Origin of the sequence: Nostoc sp. NMS8, assembly GCF_017115045.1 — a bacterium.
GTDB lineage: Bacteria > Cyanobacteriota > Cyanobacteriia > Cyanobacteriales > Nostocaceae > Nostoc.
Genome location: NZ_JABXKK010000104.1, coordinates 102,803 through 119,034 on the forward strand (window position 1 = coordinate 102,803; position 16,232 = coordinate 119,034).

The following is a 16,232-nucleotide window of genomic DNA, read 5'->3' on the forward strand; positions in this document are numbered from 1 at the left end:
TTTAAGTATAAAAAATCATACTTTTTATGCTTGTTTAACTAGCTGAGTTCCTCCAACGCCTAATTTTCAAAGTTTGCGACTGTCAAGGCTGTTTGGGTACGCGATCGCACCTGAATTTGATCATTTTTATCTGGCAATGTGTCAACAGATGTTCTCAGATGAACTGAGATTTAACCGATTCCAGTATGCCATTCTAAAATTCAGGTCGCCATTAGCACCCAATCTTAAATTGAATTTTTAATTGCTGATGTCTTGATTTTCCGGTATCAAAACCTCTGGGCTTGTGCAAAAACTTATCTTTTACTACAACAATTTTAAAATTGTCATGCAAATACACAGTAAAAACAAAAAAATCCAAAAAAATTTACTTTGTATTTTCTATTTTTAAGAAATGTTAACTTTGTTATGGAAGTATGTCAACCTCATCACCAATTTGTAAAATTTTTCCGGCTGACGACGGGGGTAATTGGGTGTTGACACTCAAGCTGTAAAAGTGCTTAAAAGGCGTTGGAGAAACCCAATTTGGCAGAGTTGCTTGTCGTTGGGTTGCAAAGATTTTTTGAAAGTTTGGGTAAGCTTCTCCTAAGAACGAATCGCGTGTTGGAACTATACAACGCTGACATGGGTTAACCCCAAAAAAGTGTACATCTCCCACTCGAAAGGAGACTAAATCACCTGGTTCACTAAATAGCTGATCTTCCCAAAATGCTGGTACACCACTAATTTCGATATTGGCACGCATCCGACGGCGCATTTCATCTACACTTAAACCGGGGAACCAAGAAGCGACTTCTGTCAACGTTGCCGTACTAATTACCGTTGGGCCAAGTGAGTTTTTATCATCAGGAAAACCCATCAGAGAGTTTTGTCCCAATGTGACAGAAAACTCAAAAAAATCACTCAAAGTTGCTTCTAATGCTTGCCGTTCTTCATCCAGATGAAAAGTTTGTTGCGAGTCGCCACCTGGGATTTGCAACGAGATAGTTCTATCTAATAGTGCAAATTGTGCCCTTAGTAAAAGAATTTTAGGATGACGCTTGCCATTGACAAATCTACCCTGTTCGTCAACAATGGCAAACTCTCGATCATACTGTAGTGCCCCACTGGCAAGAACTCTAGCGTTCTCAACTTCAACACCATCTAATGACTTAACTGGGTATAATAAAACTTTTGCTAGGTAAGGTGTCATAGCAATTTTAGATTTTAGGCCACATTTTTGTTGCGCTTCCAGCGCAATTTGGATTTTGGATTAAAGATTGGTGTCAGAATTCTGACTTCTGAATTCTGACTCCTGAATTATGGATAGACTGGCGATTTATCGATTCCGCCAACATGATTTAGAGGCCAGAAGCGAACGACAGCACGTCCAATAATATTCTGGCGGGGGACAAGACCCCAACAACGGCCGTCGTAACTACTGTTACGATTATCACCTAGTACTAAATATGAATCAGCTGGTATGGTCTGGGGTTTTGCTAAAAAAGGCGGCTGTGGCCCTGATTGGCAAACATCAATAACTGTGGTTTGTCCAGAACTGAGGTAATTTGCTTCTGGGAGAGGTTTGTTGTTGATATAAACTTTGCCATCCTTAAGTTGTATTTTTTCTCCAGGTAGGGCAATTATACGTTTAATAAAAGCATCTTGATATTGTTCTTTTTGTAGCTCTTTTGTCGGTGAAAATACTACTATGTCGCCCCGTTGCGGGTCAGCAAATTTATACTTCAACTTATCGACAATAATTTTGTCTGCTTCCCACTGGTTTGGTGTACCATGCAGAGTCGGTTCCATTGAGCCAGAAGGAATCCAGCGTGCTTCTGCAACAAAGGTACGAATTCCCAGAGCTAGAACAATGCTCAATACAATTGTTCTACCTAGCTCTGCGATCCAGGAATTATCAGGTTGTTGACTAGAGTTGTTATCAGACACTTGATTATGCATGAAATTACTTAACTTAACAAAAGATGTAGGTAATTAACTCGCCTAGTGAGACTTTATCTGTTAATCTTAACGGGAAATTTTTAATTTCCTAGTCATATTTGCATCTTGACTACCAATTTTAGATTGTGAAGGAGGTAGGAGGTAGGGAGCAGAGGGCAGGGGGAAATGACCCCTGACTGCCTGCGTTGGAATGAAGCCCCAATCAGAGTTAAGTAGTTCTCGTACCTTTCGGGAACCTAGCGCAACAGGTGGGGTCGAATCTTCCTTTGTGTTCCTTCTCCCCTTACCCCCTGCTCCCTACTCCCTTGCCTCTTTTCAACCCTATCTAAATCTAATTACAGCCCACTAAATGGGAGATTTTGTGGTGGAATTAAACCCTTGCTGCCTTTCTTGTTAAAAATAAACTTTTTTTAAAGCGCGGCAAAAATTTGTGACTGCGATCGCGAATAAGTTTAACCTAAAAGCATGGTTCTCTGTAATACATAGCCTCCTGTCTAAACTTGGTTATCACTATGTCATCTCCAAAAAGTTTACTAATTCGCCGCGCTCGCATCATCTTACCCAATGGTGAACTGATGGTTGGGGATGTGTTGACGCGCGATCGCCAAATAGTCGAAGTTGCGCCAGAAATACCCCAAACGACACTAGTCACTGAAGTTGACGCAGAAGGCTTAACTTTGTTGCCAGGAGTTATCGATCCGCAGGTACATTTCCGGGAACCTGGACTAGAACACAAGGAAGATTTATTTACCGCCAGTTGTGCCTGTGCGAAAGGGGGAGTTACTTCCTTTTTGGAAATGCCCAATACGCGCCCTCTGACAACCACACAGCAGGCTTTAGACGACAAGCTAGAACGTGCCTCACATAAGTCCTTGGTTAATTATGGCTTTTTTATTGGGGCAACAGCAGAGAATCTACCAGATTTGCTTTTAGCAAAGCCAACACCGGGAATTAAGGTTTTTATGGGGTCGATGCACGGTCAATTGCTAATTGATGGTGAAACAACATTAGAGGCGATATTTGCGAAAGGCGATCGCTTAATTGCTGTTCATGCCGAAGACCAAGCTAGAATTAACCAACGCCGCCAAGAATTTGCCAATATTCACGATCCAGCCGTTCACTCGCAAATTCAAGACGATCGAGCGGCCTTGCTGGCAACCCAACTAGCATTAAAACTTTCTCAAAAATATCAACGTCGGCTGCATATTCTCCATTTGTCAACGGCGCTGGAAGCAGATTTACTGCGTCAGGAGAAACCAAGCTGGGTGACAGCAGAGGTAACACCACAACATTTGTTGTTGAATACTAGCGCTTATAAGGAGATTGGTACATTAGCACAGATGAATCCACCTTTGCGATCGCCCCACGATAACGAAGTTCTCTGGCAAGCTTTGCGCGATGGTGTGATTGATTTCATCGCCACAGATCACGCACCGCATACCTTAGAAGAAAAAGCCCAAGAATATCCTAATACTCCTTCGGGAATGCCTGGGGTAGAAACTTCCCTCGCTTTGATGTTAACTGCGGCGATGCAAGGAAAGTGTACTGTAGCCCAAGTTGTGAACTGGATGTCTAAAGCTGTAGCTGTGGCTTATGGTATTCCTAATAAGGGAGCGATCGCACCTGGTTATGATGCCGATTTAGTACTTGTAGATTTAAACACATATCACCCAGTGCGGCGCGAAGAACTTTTAACCAAATGCCATTGGAGTCCTTTTGAAGGCTGGAACCTTATCGGTTGGGCTAAAACCACCATTGTCGGCGGTGAAATAGTTTATGACAAAGGCCAGGTAAATACGCAAGTGCGGGGTCAAGCTTTAACTTTCTTATAGCAAATATTTATTTAACCTTACGTAGTATACAAATAATTTTACATCAAAGTCATACTTGAACTGGCAAGATTTTCATCTATCCAGAGTCAAGACTAAACCAATGTGGTTTGGTTAAAACCAAAAGGCGAAAATCCTTGTTTTTCCCCCTTTACCCTTTTAACCAAAGGGTATTGACTTGTCCCTATATCAAAAATTGCAACTTGAAACTAAGTGTTTCAAGTCAAATCTTCAATAATTACTCTCTTTCCACTATTTAAGATTACCTATTTTTCTTTCCCTTGCTTGGCGTCCAACTCTTACGAGACGCTGCGCGTTGGCGTCAGCCTCTCGTAAGAGTTGGCGGTTCGTAAAAAAGCTTAGGTATTCTTTCAGTCGGATAGAAGTAAACAAAATGAGATTGTATTGCAATTAATCTCATTTAATCCAGGTAATGTATTTCCCAGAAACTATGCTCGGAAACATAACCATAAAAATAATCAAGGAGAATTGCTATGTCCTTCAGAATTTTGAGTTTAGACGGCGGTGGTGTTCGTGGAATCGTTGCAGCACGAATCCTTCAACAAGTAGAGCAAGAAATTAGAAATCAGGGTAAAGGAGAGTTTTTACACGAATATTTTGACCTGATTGCTGGCACTTCTACTGGTTCAATACTAACAGGAGGAATTGCTGTCGGAAAGACGAGTGATGAACTAATTCAACTGTATAGAGATCGGGGTAAAGATATATTCCCACCGGATAGAAAAGAGCGCTATAAAAACTTTCCATCTATCATCAGATCAATTCTTGAGGTCTTTTCAGCATCGAAATATTCTCATGATGGAATTACTAAAGTCCTCAAAGATGCATATAATTATAAAAGAATCAAGGATATTGAAAAACCCATTATCTTGATTCTTGCTTACGATACCCTATATCGCAACACAACCTTTTTTACAAATTGTCATCCCGACTTAGGAGATCGATGGTACGACGACTGTTATTTATGGGAAATATGTACCGCTTCTGCATCAGCGCCTACTTTTTTCCCACCATACAAATTAGAACCTGTAGATAAACAAAAATTTGGTAATTGGGAATTCCCACACATTGACGGAGGAGTTTCTGCTAATAACCCTTCTCTGGCAGCTTTGAGTCTAGTTATGAGGGTAAGTCAGTCTTCAGTCTCTCAAGAAATCAAGGAACAATATAAACTGTATAATCTCCGATTGGAAGATATTTCTATCCTTTCTATTGGCACAGGTCAAACTGGTGAACCATATCAATATGAACAAATAAAAAACTGGAGAGGTTTAAACTGGGTAAAAAATCTTACTAACATCTTTATGGAACCTACATCTGAGATTGGTAGTACGATTTGCCGACAAATTATGGGTGGATATGATTCTAAACGTTACTTACGTCTTCAGTTTGATTTAAATGAGACATTTAAACCTAAGCCAAAAGAGACTTATAGAGATCCTCGTATTGTATTACCTCCAGAAGATCGAACAAACCGATTTACAGGAGAAAAAGTAACTGAAGAAATAGATAATACTAATTCCGAGATTCTTCAGCAGTTAATAGATACTACCTCTGCATTCATCGATCGAGGTCTTACGTACTATACCAGAGACGACTCTGGTTCGCCGATCAAAAAGGCGATCGCCTCTTTCATTAGAGATAACTAGTACAAAAAGGCAAAAGTAAAAAGAAAGAATGCTTATTTTGTAAGCTTTCTGGCTATTTTAAATGGGTGGTTTATTACGCAGTGTTGTACTAGTACTTTGTCAAGCTGGCTTTGAGGTTTCATAGTAAAGTCATTACTACAAATTTGTTGACTATCAATAATTTCAACTTGACAGACTACAGTGCATCCACGTAGGTATATTAACCTCAACTAATTTAGGATAAAACATCTCGTATTTCTACAGAAATTATCGTAGAAATACGAGATGTTTTAGTTAATATTTTCTTAACATCAGTGCTAATTACAGATGTAAATATAATAATTTCCTGCTAGTTATAAGTATTAAAAATAATTTAAAAAATTAAAAATTAGTCTCTTTTATGTATAGATTGTGAACTTAACTTGGGAATACTAAGTGTAAGGAAATTTAAGCGATGTATACAGAACTTGATTATTGTCTAATTTTTCTCTACTAAATTTCGTTGCTAAATGAATTCAGATTACTTCTTGTAATGACAGTCAGGAACTAATCTGATTCAACAAAACTGACTAAATTCTGTAAAAACTCTCATTTATCCCAACAACAGTTTATTTACGCTTGCTTGATTCGTACACCCATTTAAATCAGCTTTGAACTGCTTATTACAGCAATAAAGCTATTAGATGCCAAATCCTGAATATATATCTCGTTCAGTTAAGAATCCTGTAGGTTCAATACTATTCGGATAAGATACTTCAGCCTAAATTGACTCCCTTTTTAAGCTTATGAAGGGAAAAGTAGTCTCCCTTTTGAAAAAGAGCCAGTGCGTTATAAACTTTTCCAAACTTATAGTAACTGGCGTCAGTTTTGCTGAGTGCCAATTTTCGATTGAAGAAAAGTCAATTTGAGATTTTTTAGTTGAGATAACAATGTTAGTAACTTACAGTGGTGAACGTGGTAGTGGCAGATAGGAGGAGTGTAAATTTCACTCTCGACTATTTGCATAAATTTTTTATAAGGGACTTCCAAATAAAAAAATATCCAATTAACTCCTGTGGGGTGGGCGTCTCGCCATTGGTGTCAACTTAAGCTGAAACTCCTCTAAAACCTCGTTTCCAGCCAGAGTCGGTAAATGCAACTCAAAAGCGGCTCTGCCGCAAGTACGAGAGGCGGAGCCTCAAAGACGAGCATTCCCAGTCGAAGACTGGGAACGAGGCAATCTAAAAGCAAGTCTAGAACTAGCTTTTACGTTAAGTTGACACCAATGTACCCTGTAGGAAGCCGCTTTGCGTCTACATGAATTGCCCCTACGGGTGTACCTCACGTGAATAGAACCGCTATAAGCTTAAATCACAGTAATGACTTTGCTAATATCATAATTGAATGGTACAAGTTCGACTTGACGAGTACCCCCATCTCTATAGGTCAAACTCACACTCAGATAACTATCTGGCTTGTAGGGTAATCGTTCAGCCCATTCAATTGCCACAATTCCTAGTATAAATTCAACACCTTCCCAGTAACTTTCTAAATTCAAGGCTACAACTTCTTGTGGTTCTAAGCGATATAAATCCAGGTGGTAAAGAGGGAGGCGTCCTTCTGTGTACTCATTAATCAGTGTGAAAGTGGGACTGACAATAGGTTCAACGATTCCCAAACCTTTGCCAATACCTTGAACTAGAGTCGTTTTACCAGCCCCTAAATCACCTTTTAGTAAAATTACACTGCCAGGGGTCAGGGATTTACCAAGAGTAATACCTAAGCTTAACGTCGCTTCTGCATCTGCAAGAAAAACTTTCATAATTTAGTCATTAGTCATTGGTCATCTTCCTTAATTTTGAATTTTGAATTTTGAATTCCCCGAAGAGGTTGTCCTCTACCGTACCACCGTAATAACACTCGTGCTAGTTTCTGCGGATTGTGACGTACAAAACCTGTTTCATCTTCATATAAAACATTAGCTGGAACAATTCTTCGCCCTAGCTGAGTTACGACTTCTCTATCTAGAAAAACGGGATGGGAGTTTTGTTGGGCGTAACGAATGAGTGATTGCTCTGAGGGGGATTTTTTGTGTATTAGTACAGCGTCGAATAGCCGTCTTTCCCCACAAGCAGCATCAATTGCTCTGATGTGGTCGGCAACAGTGTAACCTTCAGTTTCTCCTGGTTGAGTCATTATATTGCAGATATAAATACGGGGGGCATCTGTTTGAGCGATCGCATCGGCAATTTCTGGTACTAATAAATTAGGAATCAAACTTGTATAAAGGCTACCTGGGCCAATAATAATGTAATCAGCTTCTTTAAGTGCCTTAATCGCTGCTGGCACTGCCGGAGGATTAGCCGGAATACAGCCAATTTTGACAATTTTACCCCCAGCTTTGGGAATGCTAGACTCCCCATCAATACGGCGGCCATCGGCTAATTCTGCCCAGAGGCGAACATCACTGAGAGTTGCTGGTAGTACTTGTCCCCGCACTGCTAGCACTTTAGAACTAGCTGCAACTGCTTGTTCTAAATCTCCCGTAATATCACTCATAGCCGTTAAAAACAAATTGCCAAAACTGTGACCTGTTAACCCATCTCCAGCCCGAAAACGGTATTGAAACAATTCTGTTAATAACTTTTCTTCATCGGCTAGTGCAGCCAAACAATTGCGAATATCCCCCGGTGGTAGCACTCCAAATTCTTGGCGCAACCGTCCAGAAGATCCACCATCATCGGCGACAGTGACAATTGCAGTAATATTAGCGCTGTAGGTTTTCAACCCTCTCAACAACGTAGAAAGTCCCGTACCACCACCAATTACCACTATTTTCGGGCCTCGGTACAATCGATGATGTGCCAGCAAGACATCGATAAGTTCTTCTCCCCCTTCTGCTCTCAGTACCTTAGTAATTGAGCTTACGGTGCGAGTTTGCCCCCAAAGCACTAACAGCAAACCGCCGAGCAACACCAAAGGGCCGCTGATATAGTTGGGTAAGAGGTTGGTGATTACTCCCAGGAAATTCCTAATCAACTCAATCATCAAAAAAATTGGGGTCAGCTTAATCCAGATAGCTAACCCCAAACTTGCCAGCAGTACACCCCCAACACTAATCAACAACCAACGTTTTACCGATAGTCCAGGGGATAACCATTTGAACCACTGGTTAACCCGATAGGAAGTACGAGAGCGCGACTGCTTTTGCAGGGCGTTGAGGGCTTGTCTCAGAAAACCAATTGACATACCTGATTCGGAGCAGTGCTACAAACAATAATTAACAGAAAACGTACACCACTTGGTTTAAAACCATAGGCGTGAAACTATTATATTTGTCAATCCCATTAGACTAAGAATAAGTGGTCAAGATTGTCAGTATTCCTAATGAGAACATTTTTCAGGTATTTAGACCCTAACTGAGAGACGAAGTAAAAAGTGGTGTAGTTTAATTACTTGAAAAGTACTGTAAAAAATATCCTGGCTTGGTAAAAGTGAATTTAATGGAAAAACGAATTTTAGGATTAGATCCAGGATTGGCAATTTTAGGATTTGGGGCAATTAGCTGTACACAAAATCCCAACAAAATACCAGAGACTACAGTAAATATGCTGGATTTTGGAGTAATTAAAACGTCAGCAGATGTAGAAATGGGACAGCGGCTATGTACCTTATTCGATGACTTACACACCGTGATGGAAGAATTTCAACCAGATTTGGTTGCGATCGAGAAACTATTCTTCTATCGGATGTCAAGTACAATCCTGGTTGCACAGGCGCGGGGTATAGTTATTTTAGTGTTGGGGCAGCGTCGTCTTCCCTACGTAGAGTTTACTCCTGCTCAAATTAAACAAGCTTTAACAGGCTATGGCAATGCCGATAAATCGGAAGTGCAAGAAGCGGTGGCGCGGGAGTTGGATTTAGATGAGATTCCTAAGCCGGATGATGCTGCTGATGCTTTAGCGGTGGCTTTGACGGCTTCGTATCAGTTGTAGATGTAAAACGAAAATAAATTTTTGCACACTCTTGACAAAAGTGCGATTACCTGAATCTAGTACTCATGCTTGTGTGTAAGTCCTACTAAAAAATTTGTAGTATCCTCTTGACATTATGTAAGTTTTGTATTACAAATGTAGTATAAACATCAAAGCCTCCTCAAAGGCAAAACTAAAACCTCTTGGAACTGTGACAATTGCATAGATGCTACTTTTTGGGGATTAGTTTCGCAACTTCTTTCGATAGTGCCTACTTTTGGGGCCGCGATTGGGGTTCGACTGCTCCGAAACCAACAAACGGACGGTTGCAGGATTCGGGTACCCTACGGGAAGGCAAAGCCTACAATTCCCGACGGCTCCACTAGACACTACTTCAATTGAAGTTGAGTACATCGGTGTTATTCAAACTTGGGTCTGTAGCTCTAACGGTAGAGATCCCGGATGTCACTTGTGCCCTGACAGAAAAAGCTTACATACTAGCTCAATAGTAGAGCTATCGTCTCTAAAACGATAAGTTGCAGGTGCGATTCCTGCGTGTGTCACCACAGCTTTTTCGACTTGCGCGAGGTGTGAGTGTAACTCTCACAGGGAGGGTATCGGTTCAATCCCGATCAGATCCACTAATACAAATTCGTGATTAAAAAGAGGTGATTGCAATGGTTCATATTCGATTTGAAGGACGTTCTGTTGATCTGCCAGAGACACAATTAGGAATTGCAGCAGGGATGAATGATGTGGCAGTGAAAGAGCGGGTTGCTCGCCATTTAGATGTGAATAGCGATCGCCTTTCTGCTTACATAATCGATCGCCGCCCCAGTGGTGATTTGATTATCCGCCCTGAAGCTGTCTATGGTTAAAGTATTTAGTCTTCCGTGCCCCGACAGAAGAAGCATACATACACATTCATAACGGCCCTAAGGTAGCAAAATTCGAGCGATCGAATAAGCGAAGCATGATTTCTAAGTCTCTCGCAGATTTAGTGTGCGTGCCCACTCCACTGCCAATAGTTGGTAAGAGCGGCCGTAGCTGTAAAAAGCTTCTTGAACTTGTACGGAATGATTAAAACTCAATTCTGCGCCCTAACTTGTAAAGCCTACACACACTATCCGGCAACGGATCGCAGGTTCAAATCCTGTCGCTCCCTTTCATGGGAGCGTAGCCAAATTGGTATAGGCAATTGTGAAAACTGCTTTGCTAACTTGTGCGGAATTTAAACTATTTAACAAAACAGAATTCAGGAGTCAGGAGCCAGAATGGGCTAAACCTTAGCTATCCGTTAACAGAATTTAATTTTGTGTGATTGTCTAATATTTTTATTCGGAATTCTGAATTCTGCATTCCTCTTCAAATCATATTTATCTATAACCTTTACTCAATACAGAGGTGAGTTCAATGATGTTAGCTAACTCATGTTTAATCACAACTCAATTAGTACAACTGCATTTAAACAACGTGAGATATGAGCGAACATCGTTTGAGCGAGATTGTGATTGAGCGTCCTCGCGGTGGGAGAAGAATTAGCCTCAAAAAAGTGACTGGCTTTAAGAAGCAATTATACAAAATCACTCAGGACGCAATTCAGGATGGATTGTTGAATCCCTACCTGATTAAACCAATAAATAAATCCAAGTATCTTTCAGACCATCTCGGCCCCCTGCGTCGGTTTTTGCGCTCGCAAGTCGGACAGCCTTGGAATGACGTTTACAGCCAGCTATGTCAACGATTAGATCCCAATACTATGGCCGGACGGCATGTTATCGATCATGTGTGGGACTATGTTGAACGGTATGTAGAAATAATTGATGGTGGTTTTTATAGCAAGCCTTATCGAGGATATCGAAGTCAGCTAGATACAAACCATCGCGATCGCTTCTATATCCATCCTGAAACCGGAATTCTTTGTGCAGCCGAGAAAATACCTCGAAAGCAGAATAAAAAACAGGAACAAACCGATATTGTTATCATTGATAATTATCATCAATACCACAAACTAAACGAGATTTGGTATTTAATTACCTTTGAAGATTTTCCCTCACCACCAACTCATTATGTAACGGATGTTGTCAAAGGAATAATTCATCGTTCTGCTGCAATCTCTAGAGGTCAAATAATTTACGCTGTTAGGAAAAAGCAGTGTAATAAAAAGGAAATTCGAGTTATTTTAAATCAACTTTCTCAAAACTAAAATTCTCACCTCGTGCCCTAACTGAAAAAGCTTACATACTAGCCGAATGGTAAGGCACTTGAATAAAGCTCAAGCAACTACGGGTTCAAATCCCGTGTGTGAATCAACAGCTTTTTTGACTTGCATGAGGTGATCTTATTTCATTTCAATATGGAGGTGAGAACGATGAAGAAGATTAATGATTTCAACATCGAGCCTGAAGATTTCGACGATTTCTGCTTTTGAACTATCAAGTAAACGTCGTCGTGGCTACCCATCTGAAAAAGCTGTAAAACGTGGCTATCGCTTTGTTCATGGCAACAAGGAATTGCAAGAAAAGCTTGGTAACAATGACCTTTGTCCTTGCGGTTCTGGCCACTGCTTTCAAAAAGTGCTGTCGCAATAGCGGCAGATATGATGGCAGCATACGCAGCTACTACTTTTAGGGAGTAAGAGCAAATTCGATAATTTTCCGCTCATTACCCAGTCCCCAATCCCTAATCCCCAGTCCCTTTTACTTGGCAGTTGTTGCCGCGCCCCGATCGTGGAAGCTTACATAACTCTGCATAAGTTATATCCAATGCTTCCACAACTTGCGCGGTGACTTTATCGCCCCGCGTGCAACATCTGCCTCCTGCAATTTTGGATTTTAGGTTGCAATCTAAAATCCAAAATCTAAAATCCAAAATTCTTAGAGGAGGTTCATAATGAATACCGCAGAACGTGACCTGCGTTTGGAAATGCTCAACAGTTTGCTGACAACTCCTCACCGTAAACTTGAGCAAGTCGCAGAAATTCATCAGTTAATTATTGAACTCGATCCCATCTTTTACGGACACCTGGCAGTTTGGTATCAGCGTCATGGTGATGTCCGCGACCACAAGGAAGTGTTTGTTGCTCATTTGTTAACCAGCAATTTGACTGAACATCGAGATGCTGGATTTATGATGCTCCAAGAGTTTCCACCCTATCAGGTGGCTCGTGTAGTTGACTTCATGAAGCAACAGCAGAATAAATTACCTCGTTCGGCTCGCACTGCGGTGCGGCGCTATTTAAAGGTACGGGAGAGCAATCCGGCTCTATTCGATCGCGCTGCGCTACGAGGTCGTAAGGCAATGAAGCACTTATATGCTTCACTGCACATCAAGCCAAATGAACGGGCAAATGCGATTCTGTTTGGCGATACTCCTCCAGAGGGTTCCTTAGCCAATGTGCTGAAGCAGCTTGCTAAGGCTGAAAGTGCGGCAGAACAGGCACGGCTAATTGTGGAGTTCAACATTCCTTACACGATCGCAATTGGTGCGATCAAGCAACTTACACCTGTTGTATTGGTGGCGTTGATCAATAGCATGTCTCCTCAAGAAGCGATCAATAACCTCAAATCGCTTCAGACTAGAGGTGCAATGGATCACCCACAAGTCAAGAAGCTGATTGACTCCAAGCTGGAAGCAGCTTCTAAGAGTGGGCGTGTCTCAGCATTCAAAGCACAAATTGCCACAGACGCAGGAGATTTTGACGCAGACACCGTTGCCCAACTGGAAAAGGTGACAAACGAACAGGTGAAACGGCGTGGTGCGATCGCTCGTCCAACTGCTTTACTGGTGGATAAGTCTGGCTCAATGGAAAATGCGATCGCGACGGGTTTGCAACTCGCTGCCCTAATCTCTGGTATCACTCAGGCAGAACTGTTTGTCTACGCCTTTGACACAATTCCCTATCCTGTTACAGCAAAAGGCAAGGAGTTGACCGATTGGGAGCGTGCTTTCCAGCACATTAATGCAGGTGGTGGTACTAGTATCGGTTGTGCATTGGAAGCAATGCGGCGGAAAAAGCAGGTGGTTGACCAAATCATCTTGGTGACGGATGAGGGCGAAAATGCGGCTCCTTACTTCGGTGAAGTCTACAAGAACTACTGCCGGGAGTTGGCGATAATGCCCAATGTGGTGATTGTCCGTGTGGGTACTCATTACAACTGGGTAGAGAGTCAGCTGAAGCAGCAACAAGCACCTGTAGATACGTTCACTTTCGCGGGTGACTACTACAGTTTGCCGAACATCGTCCCACTCCTGACGCGCCCCTCTCGTCTGGATTTGCTGATGGAGATTCTGGATATGCCGTTGCCTGTAAGAGAGGATAAGTAAGATTAATATCTTTCTGAGTGCGTTAGTAATGCTTACCGCACTCAGAAACTTAGTATACAAAAACTTTTCCTCACAATCTGGTTTATTCTCTGGTATCCTCAAGTTGATACTTTTTCAAAGAAAGAATGATCTCTTGATCTGGTTTGGATGCAATTCTAAGAACAGAAAAGATAATTTTGGTAAGTTCTTGTCTTTGCTTACTATAATTTGGATCAACTATAAAATTTAAATAGCCTTTATCTTTTAGAAGATTGATAAGTCCTTCAAGCGTTTTATGTCCATTTGGTAAATAATCTTCTATTTCCCCATCCCTTAGAATGAATATACGTTCACTTTCTTTTTGGCTAAGAAACTGTTCAATAAAAATATTTTCTTCATGCTTACGATTATCCTTAAGTTTTCTTTTTCTTGATTTTATATAGTCATAAAGAATTTTTAATGATTCTATATCTTTGTTATTAATAGCTTTGTCTAACTGTTGAGAGAGGGTCTGACCATCTGTACTCTTCTTGTGTTTGATTACTTGCTGGTCTATTTTTAAATGATCAACAACAAAAAGATTTTTGATATTTTCATTGCCGATGTTTTGAAGGTAGTCAAAATCAGCAACTATAAAATTAGGAACAGAAAAAGCTTCTAAAAAATTTCTATATTTCTCTAAATTCTCTTTTCCATAAACTTCTAGGACTTCTATAACTTCAGGGGTTTCTATAAATAATAATTGATAAAGATTAATCAGCTTTTCAAAGAAAAGTCTATCTGTAACTCCTTCGACAAGTACTACCTTATCGGCAAAAAATATTTTTTCATTATTGTGGCTATTAATTATATGTAACAAATCCTTGCTAACAAGCAAATTCTCTCTATTAATAGTTGCAATTATACTTTTGTCATTCGATTTATAAACTCTTATAATATTTGAAATAGTTTTTTGATTAATAAATACAGCAGAATGAGTTGATAATATAAATTGATTTCCTGTAGTATTAGCTAAATCGAAGAATAGCTCAATTAGAATTGATTGCCATCTAGGATGTAAATGCACTTCTGGCTCATCAACAATAACTAAACCATCTTTTATATTGAATGCGAAAATACCTAATAGAAAATTTAGGATTTCCTTTTCACCTGAACTGGCTTGTGTTATATCAAAAGTTTTTCCCTCCTTACTTAAAGTAATCTCATAAATATTTTTGTTTGCATCTTTAAGTTTTAGATCCCACGAATAACCTAGTTTACTTAAATACTTTGTTACCAGTTTAACTTCCTCATCATTATTCCACTTATCCTGATAACCTTGATTTAGTGCAGAATTCTCATATAATCTTTTTTTTTCAGCAAAATAAAGTGATGAAAGCTTCATTAAAGAGGTTGAAGTCTTGGATGTTGTACTAGAATAATTTGCTAGTAAATCATAGTAATTTTCGCTTGACAGGCTAGCTTGAAGATTTAGCTGGGTTTCTCCTCTATATGGTGAAAAGTACACATATCTAGGACTCAATTTTATATTATTAACTTTTTTTGCACCTATCAAAAAGAGTTGAAATAAATACAAAAATCTATAAAAAACATACTCTGTAGTCCGGGATTTAGACCTTCAATCGTATTATTTCTAATATGATATGTAACTTCGTGTCCTGGAGAAATAGAACTTAAATCCCATTGTTCGATTTCATTTACTTGATTTAACCAATTTCCTCGATAAGAAGATAAAGCTGTCTTTATATCTTCCTTATATTGTTTTAAAAGTATAATATTATTAATATCTTGATTCTCGATTTCTAATTTTAATTTTATATCTGAATCTGAAGCATCTCCTATAAACTTCTCTAAGGCTACATTTATTTGCTGAAATGGTGAATGCTGTTGAATATCTTCAAAATAATTATGCCCATCGTTACCAGAAGTTATTCTATAAGTAATCAAGAAGAAATTTCGTAAAATTATATTTACAATGTCTAAAAGATTACTTTCCCCACCACCATTAGGCCCGACTAATATATTGAATTTGGTATCAAAGTCAAGTATTGTTGTTTCCTTAAAACTCTTTACATTTTTAATTTCTAAACTACTAACTTTCATTAGGGTTTTAATCCTCAATAAAACACCACAGAACTAGTTTAATCTAAACTAAATAATAAGTACAGGTGTACCTAAAGAAAAATACCATAAATATTACGCATGTAATCTGGCTTTATAAATGTAGTCATCGTAGCTTGTGCTACATAAATTATATGATTGCTCAACCAAGATTATGATACTGATAAGCAAGCAACATGAAGAAGGCGTATGAAGTCGCAGCGATCGCTCTACTCCAAAATCTCTGATTTCATCTGTTTAAATCAATGTAGTATATTGTATTATACAAATATCCTGCGTGCCCCAACTCTTGGAGCCTACATACTAGTACGAGAGGAAAAGTAACACTGTCAAATACAGTGGGCGTGTGTGAACGGGGAGTGCGAAGAACCTGGGAAGTTGGCTTAAAAGTAGCCATCTTTTAAAGAGTGTGTAACAACTCACCAGCGGAGTCCCTC

The 16,232-nt window shown here is 39.8% G+C and carries 13 protein-coding genes and 1 tRNA gene; 8 read left to right on the forward strand and 6 right to left on the reverse strand.

Annotation, left to right across the window (positions count from 1 at the left end):
* Positions 1-403 precede the first annotated feature (403 nt).
* Both HWQ39_RS26920 and lepB read right to left on the reverse strand, forming a co-directional pair.
* A complete protein-coding gene (locus HWQ39_RS26920; protein WP_292852078.1) occupies positions 404-1,189 on the reverse strand; it encodes an MOSC N-terminal beta barrel domain-containing protein in 786 nt (261 codons plus the stop codon).
* 107 nt (positions 1,190-1,296) lie between these two features.
* Positions 1,297-1,938 carry a signal peptidase I gene (lepB, locus tag HWQ39_RS26925; RefSeq protein WP_179068535.1) on the reverse strand — a complete coding sequence of 214 codons (642 nt, stop codon included), beginning with the start codon at positions 1,936-1,938 and terminating at the stop codon, positions 1,297-1,299.
* Between the two features lie 512 nt (positions 1,939-2,450).
* Here lepB and HWQ39_RS26930 point away from each other — a divergent pair.
* Together HWQ39_RS26930 and HWQ39_RS26935 are read left to right on the forward strand one after the other, a co-directional pair.
* On the forward strand, positions 2,451-3,770 hold the full coding sequence (locus tag HWQ39_RS26930) for a dihydroorotase (protein ID WP_292852081.1): 1,320 nt from the start codon (positions 2,451-2,453) through the stop codon (positions 3,768-3,770).
* 491 nt (positions 3,771-4,261) lie between these two features.
* Positions 4,262-5,437: a patatin-like phospholipase family protein gene (locus HWQ39_RS26935; RefSeq protein WP_292852084.1), complete on the forward strand. Its 1,176-nt coding sequence runs from the start codon at positions 4,262-4,264 to the stop codon at positions 5,435-5,437.
* Between the two features lie 1,324 nt (positions 5,438-6,761).
* On the opposite strand, the gene tsaE is transcribed toward HWQ39_RS26935, so the two are convergent.
* The gene (tsaE, locus tag HWQ39_RS26940) at positions 6,762-7,217 is read right to left on the reverse strand and encodes a tRNA (adenosine(37)-N6)-threonylcarbamoyltransferase complex ATPase subunit type 1 TsaE (RefSeq protein WP_292852087.1); all 456 of its coding nucleotides are present in this window, start codon (positions 7,215-7,217) and stop codon (positions 6,762-6,764) included.
* A gap of 14 nt (positions 7,218-7,231) precedes the next feature.
* Positions 7,232-8,644 carry a gluconeogenesis factor YvcK family protein gene (locus HWQ39_RS26945; protein WP_292852090.1) on the reverse strand — a complete coding sequence of 471 codons (1,413 nt, stop codon included), beginning with the start codon at positions 8,642-8,644 and terminating at the stop codon, positions 7,232-7,234.
* A 254-nt stretch (positions 8,645-8,898) separates the two neighbouring features.
* Between HWQ39_RS26945 and ruvC the strand changes: the two genes are divergently transcribed.
* The 6 genes from ruvC to HWQ39_RS26975 all read left to right on the forward strand — a co-directional run bounded on the left by ruvC (position 8,899) and on the right by HWQ39_RS26975 (position 13,695).
* Positions 8,899-9,390 carry a crossover junction endodeoxyribonuclease RuvC gene (gene ruvC / locus HWQ39_RS26950; RefSeq protein WP_292852093.1) on the forward strand — a complete coding sequence of 164 codons (492 nt, stop codon included), beginning with the start codon at positions 8,899-8,901 and terminating at the stop codon, positions 9,388-9,390.
* A 656-nt stretch (positions 9,391-10,046) separates the two neighbouring features.
* On the forward strand, positions 10,047-10,247 hold the full coding sequence (locus HWQ39_RS26955) for a hypothetical protein (protein WP_179066998.1): 201 nt from the start codon (positions 10,047-10,049) through the stop codon (positions 10,245-10,247).
* Between the two features lie 602 nt (positions 10,248-10,849).
* Positions 10,850-11,575 (forward strand): hypothetical protein, encoded by a 726-nt coding sequence (locus HWQ39_RS26960; protein WP_292852097.1) that lies wholly within the window; start codon positions 10,850-10,852, stop codon positions 11,573-11,575.
* Between the two features lie 32 nt (positions 11,576-11,607).
* Positions 11,608-11,676 (forward strand) — tRNA-Phe (locus HWQ39_RS26965).
* Between the two features lie 77 nt (positions 11,677-11,753).
* Positions 11,754-11,960 (forward strand): hypothetical protein, encoded by a 207-nt coding sequence (locus HWQ39_RS26970; protein ID WP_292852100.1) that lies wholly within the window; start codon positions 11,754-11,756, stop codon positions 11,958-11,960.
* Between the two features lie 301 nt (positions 11,961-12,261).
* Complete coding sequence (locus HWQ39_RS26975; protein ID WP_292852103.1) at positions 12,262-13,695, forward strand: vWA domain-containing protein; 1,434 nt, start codon at positions 12,262-12,264, stop codon at positions 13,693-13,695.
* A gap of 82 nt (positions 13,696-13,777) precedes the next feature.
* Here the strand turns inward: HWQ39_RS26975 and HWQ39_RS26980 are convergent, their stop codons facing one another.
* Positions 13,778-15,181 carry an AAA family ATPase gene (locus HWQ39_RS26980; RefSeq protein WP_292852106.1) on the reverse strand — a complete coding sequence of 468 codons (1,404 nt, stop codon included), beginning with the start codon at positions 15,179-15,181 and terminating at the stop codon, positions 13,778-13,780.
* A gap of 44 nt (positions 15,182-15,225) precedes the next feature.
* Positions 15,226-15,777: an AAA family ATPase gene (locus tag HWQ39_RS26985; protein ID WP_292852109.1), complete on the reverse strand. Its 552-nt coding sequence runs from the start codon at positions 15,775-15,777 to the stop codon at positions 15,226-15,228.
* Positions 15,778-16,232 lie beyond the last annotated feature (455 nt).